The organism is Amphiplicatus metriothermophilus (assembly GCF_900199215.1).
GTDB classification, from domain to species: domain Bacteria; phylum Pseudomonadota; class Alphaproteobacteria; order Caulobacterales; family Parvularculaceae; genus Amphiplicatus; species Amphiplicatus metriothermophilus.
In genome coordinates, this window is record NZ_FZQA01000003.1 from 88,981 (window position 1) to 110,026 (window position 21,046).

The 21,046-nt window shown below is 68.9% G+C and carries 20 protein-coding genes; 13 read left to right on the forward strand and 7 right to left on the reverse strand.

Features of this window, described 5'->3' with window-relative positions; all coding sequences use genetic code 11:
* The first annotated feature begins 4 nt into the window (after positions 1–4).
* Positions 5–1,378, forward strand: coding sequence for a ribosome biogenesis GTPase Der (gene der / locus CHB64_RS08105; protein WP_089412121.1), 1,374 nt, complete (start codon positions 5–7; stop codon positions 1,376–1,378).
* A 3-nt stretch (positions 1,379–1,381) separates the two neighbouring features.
* Here der and CHB64_RS08110 read toward each other — a convergent pair whose 3' ends face one another.
* From CHB64_RS08110 to trmFO, 4 genes are all read right to left on the reverse strand, one after another.
* Positions 1,382–2,137 carry an SDR family NAD(P)-dependent oxidoreductase gene (locus CHB64_RS08110; RefSeq protein ID WP_089412122.1) on the reverse strand — a complete coding sequence of 252 codons (756 nt, stop codon included), beginning with the start codon at positions 2,135–2,137 and terminating at the stop codon, positions 1,382–1,384.
* A gap of 46 nt (positions 2,138–2,183) precedes the next feature.
* The gene (locus CHB64_RS08115; RefSeq protein ID WP_234993336.1) at positions 2,184–3,140 is read right to left on the reverse strand and encodes a pirin family protein; all 957 of its coding nucleotides are present in this window, start codon (positions 3,138–3,140) and stop codon (positions 2,184–2,186) included.
* 72 nt (positions 3,141–3,212) lie between these two features.
* A complete protein-coding gene (locus CHB64_RS08120; protein WP_159462447.1) occupies positions 3,213–3,899 on the reverse strand; it encodes a TetR/AcrR family transcriptional regulator in 687 nt (228 codons plus the stop codon).
* Between the two features lie 272 nt (positions 3,900–4,171).
* Entirely contained in the window at positions 4,172–5,602 is a 1,431-nt protein-coding gene (trmFO, locus tag CHB64_RS08125) for a methylenetetrahydrofolate--tRNA-(uracil(54)-C(5))-methyltransferase (FADH(2)-oxidizing) TrmFO (protein ID WP_089412124.1), read from the reverse strand.
* A gap of 178 nt (positions 5,603–5,780) precedes the next feature.
* On the opposite strand from trmFO, the gene CHB64_RS08130 reads away from it, so the two are divergent.
* Genes CHB64_RS08130 through CHB64_RS08140 form a run of 3 tightly spaced genes read left to right on the forward strand, consistent with a single transcriptional unit; the run spans position 5,781 to position 9,433 of the window.
* A complete protein-coding gene (locus CHB64_RS08130) occupies positions 5,781–7,118 on the forward strand; it encodes a hypothetical protein (protein WP_089412125.1) in 1,338 nt (445 codons plus the stop codon).
* A gap of 18 nt (positions 7,119–7,136) precedes the next feature.
* A complete protein-coding gene (locus CHB64_RS08135) occupies positions 7,137–8,087 on the forward strand; it encodes a hypothetical protein (RefSeq protein WP_089412126.1) in 951 nt (316 codons plus the stop codon).
* Positions 8,084–9,433 (forward strand): serine hydrolase domain-containing protein, encoded by a 1,350-nt coding sequence (locus tag CHB64_RS08140; RefSeq protein ID WP_089412127.1) that lies wholly within the window; start codon positions 8,084–8,086, stop codon positions 9,431–9,433. The genes CHB64_RS08135 and CHB64_RS08140 overlap by 4 nt, the downstream gene beginning before the upstream one ends.
* 27 nt (positions 9,434–9,460) lie before the next feature.
* On the opposite strand, the gene CHB64_RS08145 is transcribed toward CHB64_RS08140, so the two are convergent.
* Entirely contained in the window at positions 9,461–10,129 is a 669-nt protein-coding gene (locus tag CHB64_RS08145) for an alpha/beta hydrolase (RefSeq protein WP_089412128.1), read from the reverse strand.
* A 253-nt stretch (positions 10,130–10,382) separates the two neighbouring features.
* On the opposite strand from CHB64_RS08145, the gene CHB64_RS08150 reads away from it, so the two are divergent.
* From CHB64_RS08150 to sufA, 9 genes are read left to right on the forward strand one after another with little or no spacing between them, the layout of a single operon-like run.
* Positions 10,383–10,853: an Rrf2 family transcriptional regulator gene (locus CHB64_RS08150; protein ID WP_089412129.1), complete on the forward strand. Its 471-nt coding sequence runs from the start codon at positions 10,383–10,385 to the stop codon at positions 10,851–10,853.
* Positions 10,850–11,998 (forward strand): cysteine desulfurase family protein, encoded by a 1,149-nt coding sequence (locus tag CHB64_RS08155; protein ID WP_089412130.1) that lies wholly within the window; start codon positions 10,850–10,852, stop codon positions 11,996–11,998. Before CHB64_RS08150 ends, CHB64_RS08155 begins: the two co-directional genes overlap by 4 nt.
* Positions 11,995–13,476, forward strand: a complete 1,482-nt coding sequence (gene sufB / locus CHB64_RS08160; RefSeq protein ID WP_089412131.1) for a Fe-S cluster assembly protein SufB — start codon at positions 11,995–11,997, stop codon at positions 13,474–13,476. The genes CHB64_RS08155 and sufB overlap by 4 nt, the downstream gene beginning before the upstream one ends.
* A gap of 4 nt (positions 13,477–13,480) precedes the next feature.
* Positions 13,481–13,720 (forward strand): hypothetical protein, encoded by a 240-nt coding sequence (locus tag CHB64_RS08165; RefSeq protein ID WP_089412132.1) that lies wholly within the window; start codon positions 13,481–13,483, stop codon positions 13,718–13,720.
* Between the two features lie 3 nt (positions 13,721–13,723).
* A complete protein-coding gene (gene sufC, locus CHB64_RS08170; RefSeq protein WP_089412133.1) occupies positions 13,724–14,470 on the forward strand; it encodes a Fe-S cluster assembly ATPase SufC in 747 nt (248 codons plus the stop codon).
* A gap of 3 nt (positions 14,471–14,473) precedes the next feature.
* Positions 14,474–15,700 (forward strand): Fe-S cluster assembly protein SufD, encoded by a 1,227-nt coding sequence (gene sufD / locus CHB64_RS08175; protein WP_089412134.1) that lies wholly within the window; start codon positions 14,474–14,476, stop codon positions 15,698–15,700.
* Positions 15,697–16,917, forward strand: coding sequence for a cysteine desulfurase (locus CHB64_RS08180; RefSeq protein ID WP_089412135.1), 1,221 nt, complete (start codon positions 15,697–15,699; stop codon positions 16,915–16,917). Before sufD ends, CHB64_RS08180 begins: the two co-directional genes overlap by 4 nt.
* Positions 16,918–16,921: 4 nt before the next feature.
* Complete coding sequence (locus tag CHB64_RS08185; protein ID WP_089412136.1) at positions 16,922–17,317, forward strand: SUF system Fe-S cluster assembly protein; 396 nt, start codon at positions 16,922–16,924, stop codon at positions 17,315–17,317.
* 9 nt (positions 17,318–17,326) lie between these two features.
* Positions 17,327–17,692, forward strand: a complete 366-nt coding sequence (sufA, locus tag CHB64_RS08190; protein WP_089412137.1) for a Fe-S cluster assembly scaffold SufA — start codon at positions 17,327–17,329, stop codon at positions 17,690–17,692.
* Between the two features lie 546 nt (positions 17,693–18,238).
* Here sufA and CHB64_RS08195 read toward each other — a convergent pair.
* Both CHB64_RS08195 and CHB64_RS15385 read right to left on the reverse strand, forming a co-directional pair.
* Positions 18,239–18,622, reverse strand: coding sequence for a FliO/MopB family protein (locus CHB64_RS08195; protein WP_089412138.1), 384 nt, complete (start codon positions 18,620–18,622; stop codon positions 18,239–18,241).
* Between the two features lie 66 nt (positions 18,623–18,688).
* Complete coding sequence (locus tag CHB64_RS15385) at positions 18,689–20,911, reverse strand: glycosyltransferase (protein ID WP_200815288.1); 2,223 nt, start codon at positions 20,909–20,911, stop codon at positions 18,689–18,691.
* Positions 20,912–21,046: the final 135 nt, after the last annotated feature.

The window sequence follows — 21,046 nt, forward strand, 5'->3', positions numbered from 1 at the left end:
GCCCATGGCGCTTTCGAAGGTCGCGATCGTGGGCCGGCCCAATGTGGGCAAGTCCACGCTTTTCAACCGTCTGGTCGGCCGCCGTCTCGCGCTCGTGGACGACGAGCCGGGCGTGACGCGCGACCGGCGCGAGGGCGAGGCGCGCCTCGGCGATCTCAGATTCGTCGCGGTCGATACGCCGGGCCTCGAGGAGGCGCCGGAAAAGGCGCTCGAAGGGCGCATGCGCCGGCAGACCGAAAAGGCGATCGCGGAATCGGCCGTCTGCCTTTTCGTGATCGACGCGCGCGCGGGGCTCACGCCGCTCGACGAAACCTTCGCCGATCTCATCCGCCGGCAGGGCAAGCCCGCGATCGTGCTCGCCAACAAGGCCGAAGGGACGGCGGGCGAGGCCGGCGCCGTCGAGGCCTGGTCGCTGGGCATGGGCGAACCCATCGCCTTTTCCGCCGAACACGGGCGCGGGATGGACGAGCTTTACGCGGCGCTCGAACCGCTGCTCGCCGCCGCGGAGGGGGACGATGAGACGCTTGCGGACGAAGAAGAGGGCTGGGACGACCCGCTCAAGCCCCTGCGCATCGCCGTCGTCGGCCGGCCGAACGCCGGCAAGTCGACCCTCGTCAACCGCGTCCTCGGCGAGGAGCGCGTGCTCGCCGGGCCGGAAGCCGGGATCACCCGCGACGCCGTCTCGGTCGAATGGACCTGGCGCGGACCGGACCGCGACTGGCCGGTGAAGCTCTACGACACGGCGGGCCTGCGCCGGAAGGCGAAGGTCGTCTCGAAGCTGGAAAAACTCTCCGTGGCCGACGCGCTTCGCGCGATCCGCTTCGCCGAGGTCGTCGCGCTTCTCCTCGACGCCGGCCAGCCTTTCGAGAAGCAGGACCTCCAGATCGCCGACCTCGTCCTGCGCGAGGGGCGCGCGCTCGTCATTGCGGTCAACAAGTGGGACCTCGTCGAGGACAAGGACGCGCGCGCCCGCGACATTCGCGCCGAGGCCGAACGCCTCCTGCCGCAGGCGCCGGGCGTTCCGATCGTCTTTCTCTCCGCGCTCACCGGGCGCAATATCGATCGGCTGATGCCGGCGGTCGTCAAGGTCTATGTGGACTGGAACGCGCGGGTGAAGACGCCCGATCTCAACGAATGGCTGCGCGCGGCGACCGAGCGGCATCCCCCGCCCGCCGTTTCCGGTCGGCGCATCCGCATCAAATACATCGCGCAGGTGAAGACCCGGCCGCCGACTTTCGTCGCCCACTGCACCCGCGCCGACGAGCTGCCGGCGAGCTACCGGCGCTATCTCGTCAACGGCATCCGGGAAGCGTTCGACATTCCCGCCGTTCCGATCCGGCTCATGCTGAAGAAGCCGGAGAATCCGTATAGCGATTAGCGTCTACCCGCTTATTTTCCCCGCGGCCCGCCATTCCCGAAACACGAACCGCTCGGCGAGGCCGTCGTAATCCGGCGAGACGGCGCGATAGAGCAAGGGCGCGAGTTCGGCCGGGTCGGGCAGCGCGTCGGGGTTCTCGCCCGGCATCGCCTGGGCGCGCATCTTCGTGCGCATAGCGCCCGGGTCGATGACGGCGACGCGCACGCCCGCGATCTTCGCTTCGAGCGCGTATGTCTTCGCCAGCATTTCGAGCGCGGCCTTCGAGACCGCATAGGCGCCCCAGAAGGCGCGCGCGTCTTCTCCGCCGACCCGCGAGGAGAGGAAAACCGCCCGGCCCGCGCCGGACGCGCGCAGCAGCGGGTCGAGACTGCGGATGAGCCGCCAGTTCGCGGTGACGTTGACCTCGAGCGTCTTCAGCCAGACTTTCTCCGCGATGTCGGTCAGGGGCGCGAGCTCGCCGAGGATCGCGGCGTTGGCGATGAAGATGTCGAGCTTGCCGAAACGCCGGGCGAGGGCCGGGCCGAGGCCGTCCATCGCCTCCGCGTCCGTGACGTCGGCGGGGATGAGCGAGGCGCGCCCGCCGGCGGCGCGGATCTCGTCGTCGAGCTCCTCGAGCCCGCCGACGGTGCGCGCCAGCGCCAGCACATGCGCGCCGGCCCCGGCCAGCGCGAGCGCCATGGCCCGCCCGATCCCGCGCGAGGCGCCGGTGACGAGGGCGGTTTTGCCGGAAAGGTCCGGCGGGGTCGCGTCCGCAGCCATGCCGGCTTGCTACGCCGCGGCGCGCGCGCGCGCAAGGCGCGGCCCGTCAACGCTCGGGAAGGGGAATGAACTCGCGCTCGTCCGGCGGCAGGGCGAACGGCGCGTTCCGGAATCCGGCCTCGGCCGAGCGCGCCCAGTCGCGCTTGGCCTGTTCGATGCGATCCTGCGAGGAAGAGACGAGGTTCCACCAGATATGGCGGAGCCCCAGGGGCGCGCCGCCGAGCAGCATGAAGCGCGCGGGCCCGCCGCCGTCGGCGACGCGGATGTCCGGCGCGGCGCCGTCGCGGAAGACGAGCATACGGCCGGCCTCGATGCGGGTTCCGTTGACGTCGAGCGCGCCCGAGACGAGATGGAGCGCGCGTTCGGCGTGATCCTCGGGCAGGGCGAGCGCCGCGCCGGATTCGGCTTGGCCGGCGAGATAAAACATCTCGGAAAAGGTCTTCACCGGCGAGGTCTCGCCATAGGCGCGCCCGGCGATGAGACGCAGGCGGATGTTCTTCCCCTCGACGACCGGAAGCGACGCCTTCGGATGATGATGGAACGCGGGTTCGGCCTCTTCGTGCGCTTCGGGCAGGGCGACCCAGCTCTGGATCCCGTGCAGGCGGCGGCCTTTCGCGCGAAGGCCCGCATCCGTGCGTTCCGAATGCACGATGCCGCGCCCGGCGGTCATCCAGTTGACGTCGCCGGGCCGAATGATCTGGTCGAAGCCGAGACTGTCGCGGTGTCGGATCTCCCCCTCGAAGAGATAGGTGACGGTGGCGAGCCCGATATGCGGGTGCGGGCGCACGTCGATCCCGGCGCCGGCCGGAAAATCCGCAGGCCCCATTTCATCGAAGAAGATGAACGGTCCGACCATGCGGCGCTTCGCGAAGGGCAGCACGCGCCCGACCGTGAAGCCGCCGAGATCGCGCGTGCGCGGCCGGATGACGATTTCGACGTCGGGACAGCTCTCGCCTTCCGCGAGATTGTCTGTTTGCAGCGTACTGGTCGTTTCGACGGACAAGGCCCGCTCCCGCAGCGGCTTCCGGGCTGGCCGGGCCTGGAGCCTAGCGCAGCGGCGATCGCGGCGAAAGCGTCACGCCTCCGTCAGCAGCCGCCGGGCGAGCGCGCGGATGTCGCGCTCGGCGGTCTTCAGCGCCGGATCGTCGTGGGGCCCAAGGCCGATGAACAGCTTCACGCCTTCTTCCAGGCTGAATAGCTGCAGCACGATCTGGCGGATGCGCCGGTCGGTGAGCGAGGGATTGGCCGCCTTGGCCATGTAATAGATGAACCGTCCGATAGGCCGGTACAGATTGCGCACGGTCTCGCGCGCCGTCTCGTCGCTGCCCGCATAGCCCCACATCTGATAAAAGAACCGGTGCGACTGACGGGCGTTGACGACATAGAACGTGACGACGTTGAGGAGAATCTCCAGCGGCGAGTCGGCGTCGGCCTCGAACTGACGGATATGCTCCTCGACATATTCGGCCAGCGCCTCGCGCAGCATCGCTTCGAGAAGATCGCGCTTGGCGGGGAAGTAATAGGTGACGTTGCCGAGCGCGACGCCGGCTTCCTCCGCGACCTTGCGCAGCGAGAGCTTGGCGTGGCCGTCGCGGGTGAACACCTCCCGCGCCGCGGCGAGAATGGTCGCGATGGTCTGGGCGCCCTTGGACGAGCGCCCCTCGGCCAGCGCGACGCTCGGCCGGCTGGCGCGCAGCTCTTCGAGATAGGCGAGAATGGTGTTGAGGCCGCGCTCTTTTTGTCGCTCGGCGAAATCTTTCATGGGCGTCTCCCCCTGCGGCGCCATGTTGCCGATATTTGATGAAAAACCCGCTTGACCTAATTTAGGACACCTGTCTAAAACGCAACTGACTCTCTCGTACGCCTGACCTAAGCGGCTTCGGCCGCATAAATCAAGCGGACGATTCCCTCAGGCCGAAACGGGAGCGAAGGTTCCCCGCGGGCGGCCAGTCTCCCCCAGGTTGCACCGCCGGGGCGGGCTGCGACGGTTCGCCGTCGCAGCCCATCCTTTTTTAATTCGTTTCGAGATGAAAACTATTCCGCGGCCTGACGGGCGGGTCCGAGCCACGCTTCGAGGTCGGCGAGGGCGCGGCGCGTGAGCGCGCGCCTTTTCGCGCGGCCCTTCTCCTTGCCTTTGAGTCGGCGGCCCGATTCGTCCGTATCCGGCGCGTCGATGTCGGGGAACAGGCCGAAGTTGACGTTCATCGGCTGAAAGGCGCCGCGCGCGCCGGCGCCGTCCGACAGATGCCCGCCGGTGATGTGGCCGAGAAGCGCGCCGAGCGCGGTCGTCGCCGGGGGCGGGAGCGCCGTGCGGCCGAGCGCGTCGCCGGCCGCGAATCGCCCGGCGAGCAGGCCGATCGCGGCGCTCTCAAGGTAGCCCTCGACGCCGGCGATCTGTCCGGCGAACCGCAGCGCCGGGCGCGCCTTCAGCCGCAGGCTCCGGTCGAGCAGCTTCGGCGAATTGAGGAAAGTGTTGCGGTGGATGCCGCCGAGCCGCGCGAACTCCGCCTTTTCAAGGCCGGGAATGAGCCGGAAAATCTCGGTCTGCGCGCCGTATTTCAGCTTCGTCTGGAAGCCGACCATGTTGTAGAGCGTGCCCAGCGCGTTGTCCTGGCGCAGCTGCACGACGGCGTAAGGCCGCCGCCCGGTTCGCGGATCGGTCAGCCCCACCGGCTTCATCGGCCCGAAGCGCAGCGTGTCGCGTCCGCGCTCGGCCATCACCTCGATCGGCAGGCAGCCTTCGAAATAGGGCGTGGATTTCTCCCACTCCCTGAAGTCGGTCTTCTCGCCGGCGAGAAGCGCGTCGACGAAGGCGTCATACTGCGCTTCGTCGAGCGGGCAGTTGACGTAATCGGCGCCGTCGCCGCCCGATTCTTGCGCATGGGGGCCCTTCTTGTCGTAGCGCGACTGCATCCAGGCGACGTCGAAATTGATGCTGTCGCGATAGACGATGGGCGCGATGGCGTCGAAGAAGGCTAGCGACTCCTCGCCGGTCAGCGCCGCGATCGCCTCGGCCAGAGCCGGCGAGGTCAGGGGGCCCGTGGCGACGACGACGTTTTCCCAGTCTTCGGGCGGCGGGCCCGCGACCTCCTCGCGGACGATTTCGATGCGCGGATGGGCCTCGAGCGCGGCGGTGACGGCGGCGGAGAATCCGTCGCGGTCGACGGCGAGCGCGCCGCCCGCCGGCACCTGGTTGGCGTCGGCGCAACGCATGACGAGCGAGCCCGACCGGCGCATCTCCTCATGCAGGAGCCCGACGGCGTTGGTCTCGGCGTCGTCGGAGCGGAAGGAGTTGGAGCAGACGAGCTCGGCGCAGCCGCCGGTCTTGTGCGCCTCGGTCATGCGCGCGGGGCGCATCTCGTGGAGGACGACGCGCGCGCCGGCCTCGGCCGCCTGCCAGGCGGCTTCCGAGCCGGCGAGGCCGGCGCCGATCACATGCACGAAGGGTTCTTTCGGTTTGCTCATGGCGTTTCTTTAGGCCCTGCAGACCCCGGCGTTAAGGGGCGCGCCCTCTGCCGCCGGCGCGGGACGTTACAAATTCACTTTGCCGCCGTCGCGGGCTTGCGGTTAGGATCGTCCCGGGGACAGCCGGCGCGGCGGACGGGACCGCCAGGGCCGGCGCGGGGTCGGAGGGGCGTATTCCATGAAGCTGCCGGTGTTTTCCGTCGTCGGCGAGGCGCTCAATTTCGGCGCGCGCCGCATGGAGACGATCATGCGGGTCGCCTGGCTGCCGGTGGTCCTGCTGCTCGTGCTCAACATGACGACGGTGTTCGCCGCGCTGTCGATCGCCGCGGGCCGGCTCGTCACCTTCGCGGACGTGCGCTCCTTCGCGCAGGCCGAGGCGCTGTTCGGCAGGGCGCTGGCGCTCGGCTGGCTCGGCAAGCCCGGCGAGATGGCCACGCTGATCGCAGCGAGCGCGGCGGCGGAGCTCGTGCTCGTCGCCGCCTTCATGGCGCCGCTCATCCGGCTCGCCGGGCTCGGCGAGCGGCCGCGCCCCGGGCTCGTGCGGCTGGAGTTCGGGCCGGCGCAGCTGCGCTATATCGTCGCGAGCCTTCTGAGCCTTCTCGTCGCGGCGGTCTTCGTCTTCGCGCCGGCGGGGATCACGGTCTATTTCGTGCTGCGCTATGTCGGCGAGGCGCTGGCCGAGACCTACGCCACGTTTCCGAACCCTGAAAGTCTGCATACGATAGAAATCGTCACCCGCCGCAGCCTGCTCGAAGAGCAGGGAAGAGCCTGGCTTTACGACGTCGGCGCGCCGCTGGCGGCCGTCGCGCCCTTCGCCCTCGTTCTGTGGATCGTCCTGACGCGGCATTTCACGCCGAAAAACCGCGCGAGGCCGCCCGAGCGGCCGAATCTCGTCTTGCGCGCGCTCGCGACGCTCTTTTGGGGCGGCGCGCTGGTCGGCCTCGTCTGGCTGGCGCTGCTTGCGAATCTGGGGTTGCCGGTCGGCGCGCAGGCGAGCCCGCTTCTCGCCGCCGCGGCGATCGTTCTCGTGCTCGGCTATTACGTCAGCCTGCGGCTGTTCGCCTGGCCGGGCGTCGCGGTCTGCCGGGGCTCGCTGGCGCCGGGCGGGCTGTTCAAGGTCACCCGCGGGTGGAACATCGCCCGGCTGTTCGCCGCGCTTATCATGGTCTCGGCGGTCATCTTCGCCGTGCAGTGGCTCATCAACATGATCGCCTTTCCGGCGCTGCGCGCGACGATCAATTACCTTTTCGCGGCCACGGAAACCTATACGCGGCTCGTCGACGGCGGCGAGACGGGCGAATGGGTGCGTCCGGTCTTCGCGTGGGTCTGGAACGGGCTCAAGATCCTCTACAACGTTTTCTGGACGTTCTTCTCCTACGGTGTTTCGGCGGGCCTGTTCGGACGCTTGTACCGCGAGAGCGAACGCGCTTGGATGACCGGCGCCGATGCGGCCGATGCGGCCGGATCGCGTTATGTCTGGACGCGCGCCGCGGTCGGCGACGGGCCGCGCGCCTGAAAAGCGGAGGGAACGCCAATGGCCGAGCGGCTGCCCGTCGGGGAGACGATCAACGAAGCCTTTCAGTTCGGCCTGCATCGCTGGGGCGCGCTCATCCGGTTCGCCTGGGCCCCTGTCGCCCTTTCGGTCCTGCTGTTTGGTTTTTACGCCGTCGCCGTCATCGACCTGGAAGCCATGCGGGCTGCTTCTGGGCCGCCGCAGAGCATCGGGGAAATGCTGAAGGTCCCCGTTCCGCTCGCCGTCGCCGGCGGGCTGGCCGTTTACGCGGCGAGCTTTCTTCTGTTCTCCGGCGCGATCGCCTCGCTGTTCCGCCTCGTCGCGCTCGGCGAAGAGCGCAAGGGGTTGTTCCATTTGCGCCTTGACGGTCCGGCCTGGCGCGTCTTCTGGGCCTATTTCATCCTCGGCGCGCTCGGATTGGCGATCTCGATCGTCGCGCTTCTGATCGGCGCGGCCATAACCGGCGCGGCCCCGTTCGGCTGGATCAAGGCCGCCGCCGACCTGATCGCCTTCGGCATGACTCAAGGCGAAGGCGCGACGCCGCCGGCCGATCTGACGAACGCCCTCGTCGCGAGCATGAGGCCGCTTTTCTACGCCTTCCTCATCGGGATCGTCCCGACCATCTATCTCAACGTGAAGCTCGCGCCGTTCCCGGCCGCTTCCGCGGCGGAAAACCGGCTGGTTCTGTTCGGCTCCTTCGCCATGACGGGCGGCGCGGCCTGGTCGATCTTCTTCGTCTACGCGCTGTTCTTCGTCGCGATCATCCTTCTGTCGCTGATTTTCGGCCTCGTCGCCAACATCATCGAGCTTCTGGCCAAGTTCGCGATGGGCCAGGGCGGGGCGCTGGCGATTATCGGGTCGATCGTCATGCTCGCCTATTTCGTCGCGTCGATCATCTTTCAGGCCTTCGTCGCCAGCGTGCAGTATTCGATCCCGGCGATCGTCTATCGCCGGCTGAAGACGGGCGAATGAACCGCTCCCGACCGCGCCAGATGAAAAAGATCCGTATGCGTATTCTCTTCGGCGTCTTCGCCGCCGCTTTCGCGTTTTCCGCCGCCGCCGCAGGCGAGCCGCAGCCCGAGGGGGGCGCGCAGACGCCGCCCGACGGCGCCGGGCCGACCATGCTGTCGGAGGCGTTCTCGCCGCGGGGACTTGCGCGCGCCCGCATGGCGGCGTTCCAGGACCTGCTCGACGAGGCCGCGGCGACGGACGATTTCGTCGGCCTGGCCGTGGCGGTCGTGCGCGGCGGCGAGGTCGATTTCATCCGGACCTGGGGCGCGCGCGAGGCGGGCGGCGCCGCGCCGGTCACGCCCGACACGGTCTTCCGCGTGGGCTCGCTGTCGAAAGGCTTCGCCGCCGCGCTCGCCGCCCAGGCGATGGCGGAGGGGCGCCTTGCGCCCGACGCCGCGCTCGCCGACTACGCGCCGGCCTTTCGCCTGAAGGGCGGAGCCGAGCGCGCCGTCAACGTCGCGCATGTGCTGAGCCACCGCGTCGGCCTGCCGCCCAACGCCTATGACAACCTGCTCGAAGCCGGCCTCGCGCCGCAGGACATCCTGCCGCGCTTTCGCCGGGTCGATCCGGTGTGCGGCGTCGGGACGTGCTACGCCTATCAGAACATCGCCTTCAATCTGATTGCGGACGTTCTGTCCGCGGTCTATGGCGCGCCCTACGAGGCGCTGGCCCGCGAGCGCCTTTTTGCGCCGCTCGGCATGACGCGCGCCTCGCTGGGCCGCGCCGCGCTCGAAGCCGCCGGCGACTGGGCGCGCCCGCATGTGCGCGACCCGATCGAGGACGACATGCAGGGCGAGGGGCGCGGCGGCGCGGCCGCGCGCGCCTTCGGCCCGTGGCGGACCGTCGAGATTTCGGACGCCTATTACCGCACGCCGGCGGCGGGCGGCGTCAACGCCAGCATCACGGACATGGCGCGGTGGCTGATCGCGCAGATGGGCGGCGCGCCGCATGTGCTGCCGGCCGAGGCGCTCGCCATCATGCAGGCCCCGCGCGTCGAGACGAAGGCGGAGCTGCGGCGCTGGGGCTTTCTCGCCGACCGCCTGGAGGCGGCTCATTACGGCTTCGGCTGGCGGATTTATCAGTATGCGGGCGAGACCGTGGTCGCCCATAGCGGCAGCGTCGAAGGCTACGGCGCGCAGATCGCCTTCCTGCCCGACCGCGACGTGGGACTCGTCGTTCTCGCCAACACCCGCGCGCGGCGCGTCTGGCGCATCCTGCCGGCGTTCCTCGACATCGAGTTCGGCCTCGACGAGCGCGACTGGCTGCTGCTCGAGGAAGAAGACGCATTCAACGCGCCGGCGCGGTGATGCGGCCGGGAGGCGGCGCCTCGCCCCTCATTCGTGATACGGGCCTTCGGGCTCGTCATGGGCGAGCCGTCGGTCGAGATAGGCCTCGCTCGCCGCGATCAGCTCGTCCATCTTCGATTCGAAGAAGTGATCCGCTCCCGGAACGACTTCGAATTCGATCTTGCGCCCCTTCTGCGTGCGGGTGCGCTCGACCATGACTCGGGTCTCCTCCGGCGGGCAGACCTTGTCGAGCTCGCCGTGAATGACGACGCCGGACGACGGGCAGGGCGCCAGGAACGAAAAATCGTACAGATTCGCCGGCGCCGAGACGGAGATGAAGCCCGCGATCTCCGGCCGGCGCATCAGAAGCTGCATGCCGATCCACGCGCCGAAGGAAAAGCCGGCCACCCAGGCGAAGGGCGCGTTGGGATTGAGCTGCTGGAGATAGTCGAGCGCGGTCGCCGCGTCGGCGAGTTCGCCCTGGCCCTGGTCGTATTCGCCCTGGCTGCGCCCCACGCCGCGGAAGTTGAAGCGCAGCGCCGAGAAGCCCTTGCGCGCGAACAGATTGTAAAGCTCGTAGCAGACGCGGTTGTTCATCGTGCCGCCGAACAGCGGATGCGGGTGGAGGATGAGGGCGACCGGCGGGTGCTCGCCCTTGCCCTTCTGATAGCGTCCTTCGATCCGGCCTTCGGGTCCTGCGAAAATGACTTCCGGCATGACTGTCCCGTTCCCGTCCTTCCTGTTTCCGTTCATGGGGGGCGTCAAATCCGATCCATTCAGGCGCCCGGAACGGCTGCAAAGCCCTCAATCCCGCAAAAATGAATGGAATGACGCCGCTTTATAGTTGACGATTTTGGTCGGATTTCTTATCTCGCTTAGTGCAAGGCCCCGGCGAAGGGGCGGCCTATAACACGTTTTTCGCGCCGCGGCAGCCTTTCCGGCCGCCGCGGGCGCGGCATGGGAGCGCGGCATGAAGCTCACTACCAGAGGCCGTTATGCGGTGACCGCCCTGGCGGACCTCGCCGCTCACGGGGCCGGCGCGCCGGTGGCCCTCGCCGAGATCGCGCTCAGGCAGGGCATCTCGGTCGCCTATCTCGAGCAGATTTTCGCCAAGCTGCGCCGCGCCGGCCTCGTCGAGAGCGCGCGCGGCCAGGCCGGCGGCTACCGCCTCGCGCGCGCGCCGGGCGAGATCCGCATCGCGGAAATCATTCACGCCGCCGACGAAGAGATCAAAACCACCGCCTGCGCGCCCGGCGCGAGCCAGGGCTGCCAGGGCGGCTCGGCGCGCTGCCTCACGCACGATCTGTGGGACGAGCTCGGCCGCCAGATCGACATCTTTCTGAATGCGGTCACGCTCGAAGACGTGATCGAGCGCCGCGTGCTCGGCATGGCGGCGGTGAACGCGCCGGCGCGGGCGCCGGTGCTGGAGCGCGTACAATGACGGGGATCCGCCGGCATTATCTCGACTACAACGCGACGACGCCCGTGCGGCCGGAGGTCGTCGAGGCGGTCGCGGACGCCATGCGCGTCGTCGGCAACTCTTCCTCCGTGCACGAAGAAGGCCGGCGCGCGCTCGGCCTCGTCGAGGAGGCGCGCGAGAAGCTGCGCCGGCTCGTCAACGCGCCGCAGAACGGGGCGATCTTCACCAGCGGCGGCACCGAGGCGATCCATTACGCGCTGCACGGCGCGGCGCGCGCGGGCTGCGTGAAGCGCGTGTTCGTCTCCGCCATCGAGCACGCGGCCGTTTCCGCCAATGCGGCGAGCGCGGACGTTCCCGTCGAAACGATCCCGGCGCGGCCGTCGGGCGTGGTCGATCTCGACTGGCTGGAAGACAGGCTCGCCGGCTACGACGCCGCGCGCGAGGGCGGCTTCCTCGTCTGCGTGATGCTCGCCAACAACGAGACCGGCGTCGTCCAGCCCGTCGAGGAAGCCGCGCGCATCGCCCATGAGCGCGGCGGGCTTGTGTTCGTCGACGCGGCGCAGGCGGTCGGCAAGATTCCGGTCAACTTTGTGATGTCCGGCGCGGACATGATGGCGATGACCGGCCACAAGTTCGGCGGGCCGGTCGGCGTCGGCGCGCTGATCGTCCAGCCCAATCTGCCGCTCGAACCGGTGATGCGCGGCGGCGGGCACGAGCTCAACCGGCGCGCCGGCACCCATAACGTTCCGGCGATCGTCGGGCTCGGCGTCGCCTGCGATCTCGCCGCGGATTCGCTGGCGAAGGCGCCGGCGATCGCGGCCCTGCGCGACCGCATGCAGGAAGCGGCCGAAGCCGCGGGCGCGCGCGCATGGGGGCGGGACGCGCCGCGCCTTCCCGGCACGCTCAGTCTGTCCGCGCCCGGATTTCCGTCCGAGACGCAGCTAATGACGATGGATCTCGCCGGCGTCGCGATCTCCTCCGGCTCGGCCTGCTCGTCCGGCAAGGCGAAACCGAGCCATGTGCTCGCCGCGATGGGCGCGAGCGAGGCCGAAGCGCGCTCCAGCATCCGCGTGTCCATCGGCTGGGCGACGACGGAAGAAGACGCCGAGGCCTTCATCCGCGAATGGCCGGCGGCGTACCAGAGAGTGAAAGCGAGGGCGGCATGAGCCAGGTCAAGGAAACCATCAGCCGCGAGACGGTCGAGACCGCGAAGGCCCTCGAGACCTACAAATACGGCTTCACGACGAACATCGAGTCGGAGAAGGCGCCGAAGGGCCTGACCGAAGAAACGATCCGCTTCATCTCGGCCAAAAAGGAAGAGCCCGAGTGGATGCTCGACTGGCGGCTCGAAGCCTTCCGGCGCTGGCTGAAGATGGAAGAGCCGCGCTGGGCGATGGTGAAATATCCGCCCATAGACTATCAGGACCACTACTATTACGCCGCGCCCAAGACCGGCGCGCGCTACAAGTCCATCGACGACGTGCCGAAGGAGATTCTCGAGGACTTCGAGAAGCTCGGCATCCCCCTCAAGGAGGCCGAGGTGCTGCTCGGCGTCGAGGGCGCGCCGAAGGTGGCGGTCGACGCGGTGTTCGACTCGGTTTCGGTGGCGACGACGTTCCGCGAGGAGCTCGCCAGGGCCGGCGTCGTCTTCATGTCGATCTCGGAGGCGATCCGCGAGCACCCCGAGCTTGTGCGCAAATATCTCGGCACGGTGGTGCCGGTCTCGGACAATTTCTTCGCCACGCTCAACTCCGCTGTGTTCTCCGACGGCACCTTCGTCTACGTGCCGGAGGGCGTGAAATGCCCGATGGAGCTGTCGACCTATTTCCGCATCAACGAGGCGAACACCGGCCAGTTCGAGCGCACGCTGATCATCGCCGCGCCGGGCAGCTATGTAAGCTATCTCGAAGGCTGCACCGCGCCGATGCGCGACGAGAACCAGCTTCATGCCGCGGTCGTCGAGCTCGTCGCCGAGGACGACGCCGAGATCAAATACTCGACGGTGCAGAACTGGTATCCCGGCGACAAGGACGGCAAGGGCGGCATCTACAATTTCGTCACCAAGCGCGGCGACTGCCGGGGGCGGAACTCGAAGATTTCGTGGACGCAGGTCGAGACCGGCTCGGCGATCACGTGGAAATATCCCTCCTGCATCCTGAAAGGCGACAATTCGGTCGGCGAGTTCTACTCCATCGCCATCACCAATAATCATCAGCAGGCGGACACCGGCACCAAGATGATCCATCTGGGCAAGAACACCCGCTCGCGGATCATCGCCAAGGGCATCTCGGCCGGCAAGTCGAACTCGACCTATCGCGGGCTCGTCAGCATACACCGCAATGCGGCGGGCGCGCGCAACTTCACCCAGTGCGACTCGCTGCTCATCGGCGATCAGTGCGGCGCGCACACGATTCCCTATATCGAGTCGAAGAACCCGGGCGCGATTCTGGAGCACGAGGCGACGACCTCGCGCCTGTCCGAAGACCAGCTCTTCTATTGCCGGCAGCGCGGACTCTCCGAGGAGGAGGCCGTGGCGCTGCTCGTCAACGGCTTTTGCCGCGAGGTGCTGCAGGAGCTGCCGATGGAGTTCGCCGTCGAGGCGCAGAAGCTCGTATCGGTGAGCCTCGAAGGGAGCGTGGGGTAACGCCATGAACGCGAAAGACTGGGAAGAGTTCAAGAAGCTCTACGCCGACTATGCGGCGGCGCGCGAGGAATATGTCGCCGCGCAGAAGAATCTTCAGGGCGCGTTCTCGGAGCTGGCGCGCGCCTACGACCCGAAGGCGCTCGCATCCAACTGGTACGTCGCCGAGCAGGAAGCCCATGAGCGCTTCAACGAGGCGCGCGCCGCCTTGCACCACTTTCTGAAAGCGAAGCTGAAAAAAGACTGATCCATGCTAAAAATCGACAATCTTCATGTCGCCGTCGGCGGCGCGGAAATCCTCCGCGGGGCGACTCTGGAAGTCCCCGCCGGCGAGGTGCACGCGGTGATGGGACCGAACGGGTCCGGCAAGTCGACGCTCTCCTTCGCGCTCGCCGGCCGCGAGGGCTACGAGGTCACGCAGGGGACCGCGCTGTTCGACGGGGAGGATCTGCTCGCCCTCGATCCGAACGAGCGCGCCGCGCGCGGACTGTTCCTGTCCTTCCAGCATCCGCTGGAGATTCCCGGCGTCGCGACCATGAACTTCATCCGCACCGCGCTCAACGCCCAGCGCAAGGCGCGCGGGGAGGAAGAGGTCTCCGCGGCCGATTTCCTGCGACGCATCCGCGAGAAGGCGCGCCTCGTCGGCCTTTCGGACGACAAGCTCAAGCGCCCGTTCAATGTCGGCTTCTCCGGCGGCGAGAAGAAGCGCATGGAGATGCTGCAGATGGCGCTGTTCGAGCCGCGCTTCGCGATCATGGACGAGACCGACTCCGGCCTCGACATCGACGCGCTCAAGATGGTGGGCGACGTCGTGAACGCCTTGCGCGACGGCCGGCGCGGCTTTCTCGTCATCACCCATTACCAGCGGCTGCTCGAGCATATCCGACCCGACCGGGTGCATGTGCTCGCGGCCGGCCGCATCGTCAAATCCGGCGGCGCCGACCTCGCCCATGAGCTCGAACGCGCCGGGTACGAACAGTTCATAGAGGCGGCCTAGGCGATGAGCGCGAGCCTTCTCATCAACCCGACGGCGATGGAGGCGGGCCTCATGGCCGCCGCGAAAGCGCGCGCGGCGGGCCCCGGACAGGCCGCCGCGCTCAAGGCCTTCGCGCGCACGGGCCTGCCGCACCGGCGCATGGAAGGCTGGAAGTGGACCGACCTCAGACAGGCGCTGCGGGCCGAGCTTCCGCCTGCGGACGGCGAAGCGGCGGTCATCGCGCCTTCGTCCTTCTCTGGCGTCGACGCCTTCGAGATCACGATCATGAACGGCGCGGCCGAATGGCCGGACGACGCGCCGGAGGGGCTTTCGGTCAGGCTCGTCGAGGGCGGCGGGCCGGCGCCGGCGGTCGCGCGCGATCATCCGACGGGCAATCTCGCCGTCGCCATGTGCGACAGGATCGTGGAGCTCCGTATCGGGAAGACCGTCGCCCGCCCGATTCATCTGCGCCGCATCGCCGGCGGCGGGGCGAGCCACAGCCGCGTCGCCGTCATCGTCGAGGAAGGGGCGGGCGCGACGCTGATCGAAAGCTATGACGGGGCGGGGCGCTATTTCGCGAACAGTCTGACCGAGATCGACCTCGGTCGCGGCGCGCGCCTGACCCGCGACATATTGCAGGACGGCTCCGACGACGGCGTCGAGGCGGCGCTGTGCGCCGGCGCGCTCGCCGAAGGCGCCGCGTTCCATCAGCTGGCGCTTCTGCTCGGCGGCAAGACCGTGCGCATGGAGACCCGCCTGGCGCTCGAAGGGGCGCAGGCCGAGGTCGATTTCAGGGGCGCGTCCATTCTCTCCGGCGCGCGCCACGCCGATCTCACCACCCATGTGGCGCATCATGCGCCGGGCTCGACGACGCGCCAGCTTCACAAATCCGTGCTGCGCGAGCGCGCCCGCGGCGTTTTTCAGGGCAAGTTCCTGGTCGCGCGCGGCGCGCAAAAGACGGACGCGCAGATGCAGGCGCGCGCGCTTCTTCTGTCGGAGGCCGCCGAGGTCGACCACAAGCCGGAGCTTGAGATTTACGCCGACGACGTGCAGTGCGCCCACGGCGCGGCGGCCGGCGCGCTCGACGCGGACGCGCTTTTCTACATGCGCCAGCGCGGGCTCGACGAGAAGACCGCGCGCGCGCTGCTGGTCGAGGCGTTCCTCGGCGAGATTTTCGACCGTCCCGAACGGGTCAACATCGCCGAAATCCTCCGTCGCCGGATGCGGTGCTGGCTGGAGAGCGCGCCATGAGCCTCGACGTGGAAGCCCTGCGCGCGGAATTTGCGATCCTCGCGCGCGAGGCCTACGGCAAGCCGCTCGTCTATCTCGACAACGCGGCTTCGGCCCAGAAGCCGCGCGCGGTGATCGAAACGATGACGCGCGCGATGGAGACGTCCTACGCCAACGTCCATCGCGGGCTGCATCTGCTCTCGAACGAGGCGACGGGCGCCTTCGAGGAGGCGCGCGCGAAGGTCGCGCGGTTCCTCAACGCCGCCTCGCCGGACGAGATCGTCTTCACCTCCGGCGGCACCGACGCGATGAATCTCGTCGCCTATGCGCTTGGGGCGGGCGAGATCGGCGCCGGCGACGAGATCATCCTGTCGCTGATGGAGCATCACTCCAACATCGTGCCGTGGCATCTGTTGCGCGAGCGCAAGGGCGCGGTTCTCAAATGGCTCGACGTGTCCGACGACGGCGAGATCGACCTCGCCGCCTACGAGGCGCTGTTCACCGAGCGCACCAAACTTGTCGCGATCACCCATATGTCGAACGTGCTCGGCGCGCCGACGCCGGCGAAAGCCCTGACCGACATCGCGCATGCGCATGGGGCGAAGATTCTCTTTGACGGCTGTCAGGCGGCCGTGCACGGACGGGTCGACGTGCGCGCGATCGGCTGCGATTTCTACGCGATCACCGGCCACAAGCTCTACGGGCCGACGGGAATCGGCGCGCTTTACGGGCGCAAGGACGTTCTCGAGGCCCTGCCGCCCTTCCGCGGCGGCGGCGAGATGATCGACGCCGTGACGACCGAGGCCGTGACCTATAACGACCCGCCGCACCGCTTCGAGGCGGGAACGCCCCCAATTCTCGAAGCGATCGGGCTCGGCGCGGCCGTCGACTGGATCGAGGCGACGGGCCTCGACGCCATCGTCGCGCATGAGAACGCCCTGCGCGACCATGCGCTCGAAGAGCTTCGCGCGCTGAACTTCGTCACCCTGTACGGCCAGGCGCCCGACAAGGCGCCGATCATCTGCTTCAACGTGAACGGCGCGCATCCGCACGACGTGTCGACCATTCTCGACCGCTCCGGCGTGGCGATCCGCGCCGGCCATCACTGCGCGCAGCCGCTTATGAAGCGGCTCGGCGCGACCGCCACGGCGCGGGCCTCCTTCGCCGCCTATAACACCCATGACGAGATCGGGGCCTTGATCGAGGCGCTGCGCAAGACCCATATGATGCTGGGATAGGCTTATGGACGACGCTCGCGAATATATCGACCTCAAGACCGCGCCGGACGCGGCGCCGCCGGTGGAAGGCGCGCCGTCGATTCCGGCCGCGGAGCTCGAGCGCATCACCGCCGACGTCGTGCGCGCGCTCAAGACCGTGTACGATCCGGAGATTCCGGTCGACATCTACGAGCTCGGCCTGATCTACCGCGTCGATCTGTCGGACGAGCGCGTCTTGACCATCGACATGACGCTCACCGCGCCGGGCTGTCCGGTGGCGGGCGAGATGCCGGGCTGGGTCGAAGGCGCGGTGCGCGGGATCGACGGCGTCGAGGACGTGAAGGTCAACATGGTGTTCGATCCGCTCTGGACGCCGGAGCGCATGTCGGACGAAGCGAAACTCGAACTGGGCTATCTTTAGAGGACCGCAATGGCGAGAGCGAGACCGAAAGCCGTCACCCTCACCGACGCCGCCGCGGCGCGGATGCGCGAGATCATGGACGGCGCCGACGGGAAATATGTCGGCGTACGGATCGGCGTGAAGAAAGGCGGCTGCGCCGGCATGGAATATGTCATGGATTACGCAAGCGAGGCCGGCCCGCTCGACGAGGTGGTCGAGGACAACGGAATCAGGATTCTCATCGACCCCAAGGCGATCCTGTTCCTGCTCGGCACGGAGATCGACTATGTGACCGACAAGCTCTCGCAGCGCTTCGTGTTCAACAACCCCAACCAGACCGACGCCTGCGGCTGCGGCGAAAGCGTGACGCTGACGCCGGCGCAGATGGACGCGTGATCCTGCTCCATCGTCGTCCCGGGCGCATTGCAGCGCGCAGCGGTGCGATGCAGACCCGGGACCGCTCCCCGCAAGCGCCGGCGCCCGCCGCACGCGGTCCCGGATCGGCGGCGCAGCATTTCATGCCGCGCCGCATCCGGGACGACGGAGAAGGGCGCGCGGGATGACGAGCGTCCGTTTCCCGCCGCCTGCCGCCTATCGCCTGCCGTCATTGCCGAATTCTTCCGCCTTTATGTGGAAGTCGCCCATAGAAAAAACAAAGGCTTAGCTAAAAAGCGGGGATAGTTATCCCCGCCTGCCGGCCTGGCCCGATACTGGGCCCATGACTGCGATCGCCTCTGTCCTGTCGTTTCTCTTCGCGCGCTCTTCGGGCGCGTCCGCGCGCTCGGCTTATTGGAGCGAAACCGTGCGATCCGCGGAAAGCCGGATCGTTCGAAACCGGGCCGAAGCCCATGCGGGACCAGACTCAGCGCGATTCGCCGCCGCGCCGTTTCGTGCGATTCGCCGCCGGCCGCTCGCCGTGCAGGCGAATCGGGCCGGGCGCGCCTACGCCGCGTCCGCCGCGCCGCCGCCGCGGAACGGGTTGCGCGCCGGCCCGAAGGCTTTGAGCCGCGCCATCGCCGCGGCGAAGCTCGGGGCCTCGCTCTGGTCCGTTTCTTCCGGTTCCAGCGCGGGCAGGCCGCGCGCGATCACCGTCTCGCCGGCCGGGCCCAGCACGACAAGATGCTCGCGCCCGTCGCAGCGGATGATGGCGAGGCGCCGGCGGGCGTCTAGCGCGAGCGTCTCGACCAGCGCGAGCCGCCGCTTCCGGCCGAGCGCGGCGGCGCCCTGCGCCAGACCGAGGCGCCTGGCGGCGAGGGCGCAGACCGCGATGAGCCCGATCACGAGCAGCAGGGCGAAGAAAATGCGGGAGAGCGAGAGAAGGTCCATAAGCGGGCGCGCTCGCGGCTCGGGTTTTGGGACGGATAAAATATGAAGCCCGTCCTTAACGTCCGGTTAAGCATGACGGCGCGGCGGCGCCTCAAGCGCCTCGGGCGCTTCGAGATCGTCGAGCGCGGCGAAGGCCCCGCCCAGCTCGCGCCGGAAGAAGTCGAAGAACCGCCGGCAGGTCTCAAGCATCGCCGCGACCGCCGCGCCGTCGCGCCCATAGGCGTTCGCGCCCGGCGTGAGCGAGGTCGAGTGCAGGCTGAAGACGAGAAGCGGGCTCTCGCGGACGAGCGCGCGGGCGAGCGCGGCGAGCTCCGCGAAGGAAAGCCCCTCGCAGGTGAGCCGCGCCGGCGCCGCGAGCGCGCGCGGCCAGATCGGCGGCTTTCCGTCAAGGCCCGGCGGCGCGCGCCGGCGGGAGACGACGCGGCGCGTTCCGCGCGCGAACCAGCCCCCGCTCGCGGGGACGACGAGCACGGCGCCTTCTTTCGTCTCCATGCGGAAGGGCGCGTTGCTCATGGCGGAGAAGTCCGGCCCGCCGCGCGCGCTGAAATCGAAGCCGGGGCTGGGGCTGAAATCGAAGGCGATTCCGCATGCGGCGAGCGTTTCGTAAGCGCGCGCGTCGACGCCGTAGCGCCCGGCGCGGTGGGCGCGCGGGCGCGCCCCGAACGCGGCCTCGAACGCGTCGCCGAGCGCGGCGAGCTTCGCGCGCTGGACGTCCGGCGGCAGGTTGCATTGCCAGGAATGACGCTCTGCGTCGAATCCCTGAAAGGGCGGCGTCGTCCATTGATGCAGATGCGCGCCAAGATCGGCCGCGCCGCGCTCTTTCAGCATACGGAAATAGTCGGCCGTCGCCGGGTCGGCGAGCATCGGCCAGGCGAGCAGATAGACCGGGCGCGCGCCGAAGTCCTCGGCGATCCGCTGGAACCGGTCGATGTCGGCGGTTGGGCAAAGCCGCCAGCCTTCGCGGTCGAAGCGCGACCAGTCGAAGGCTTCTTCCGCGTCCACCGTGACGAGCAGGCGCGGCGCGTCCTTCCCGCCCGTTCCGGCGAAGGCCGGAACCCGCTTGCGTGCAGGCGCCGGATCGCGGCTTTCGCCGGCATGAGCGCAGCGGTCTGCCCGCGCGCGCTGCGCGATGATCCGTTCAAAGAGGGCTTCGATCCCCGCCGCCGTGTCGTCCCAGGAATGGCGCTCGGCGTAAGCGCGGGTGGCGTCCCGGCTTGGCGGGTCGTCGAGAAGGCTGCGCACGGCCTGCGCGACGGCCTCGGCGGTCCGCGCGGCGGCGAGGCGGCCGGCTTCGGGCGCGCGCACGACCTCCGGCGTTCCCCCGGCGGCGGTCGCGACCGCGGGCGCGCCGCAGGCCATCGCCTCGAGCAGCACGTTCGGCCAGCCCTCGCGGGACGAGGCGAGCACGAGCGCGTCCGCCGCGCTGTAAAGCGCGGGCAGGTCCTCATGCGGAACGGCGCCGAGAAAGCGCGCGCGCCCGTCGACGCCGAGCCGCCGGGCGCGCCGTTCGAGCCGCGCGCGCTCGGGCCCTTCGCCGGCGATCAGCAGCGTCGCGTCGGGCAGGGCCGCCAGCGCCGCGATGACGCGATCGTGCCCCTTGCGCTTGATCAGATGGCCGACGCTGAGCAGGACGGGTCCCTTAAGACCGAGGCGGCTGCGAACCGCCGCGCGATTCTGCGGGCGGAAGCGGTCGGGATCGACGCCGTTGCGCAGCACGCTGATCTTCTCCGCCGGCGCGCCGAGCCGAACGAGCTCGTCCTTCAGCGCCTGCGCGACCGCGATCACGGCGTCGGCCTCGCCGATCGCGTCGAGGATCATGCGCCGCGGGCGGGGAAAGCGCGGCAGCAGCGTCGCATCGCTGCCCCGCGCGGTAAGGACGACCGGCTTGCCGAGCCGCCTCGCGACGCGAACCGCCGCGACGCCGTCCGGATAGAGATAATGCGCGTCGATGAGGTCGAAGTCCCAGCCTTCGGCGATCAACGCGCGCGCGGCTTTCGCGAAACAGCGCTCCAGCGCCGCCGGGGCGAAGCCCATGGCGAGCCTGGGCGGGATGGCGTAACGCGGATGGCGGATCTCAAGGCCGCGGCGGGTCTCGCGCGCCGGCGCGCGCGCGAAGGCGCCGTAACGGCCGGCCCATTCTCCCCTGAACGGAAACCACGGAACCGGCGCGACGACCTTCGCCTGCGCGCCCGAGCGGGCGAGAAAGGCCGCGAGCCGGTTCTCCACGAACACGCCGTGGGCCGGCATGGCCGCGTTGGGATAAAGCGTCGTCAGGGTGAGAATCCGCATGAGGCTCCGCCCGGCAGGCCCCGGCCGCCCTGCAAAAAGCGCCGCGCCGGCGGCGCGCCGCCTGAAAGGGCTTTGACCCTAAATCCGCGCCGGCCGATTAATAAAGCGTTAGGCATGTTCCCTGCTGCGCGTTCG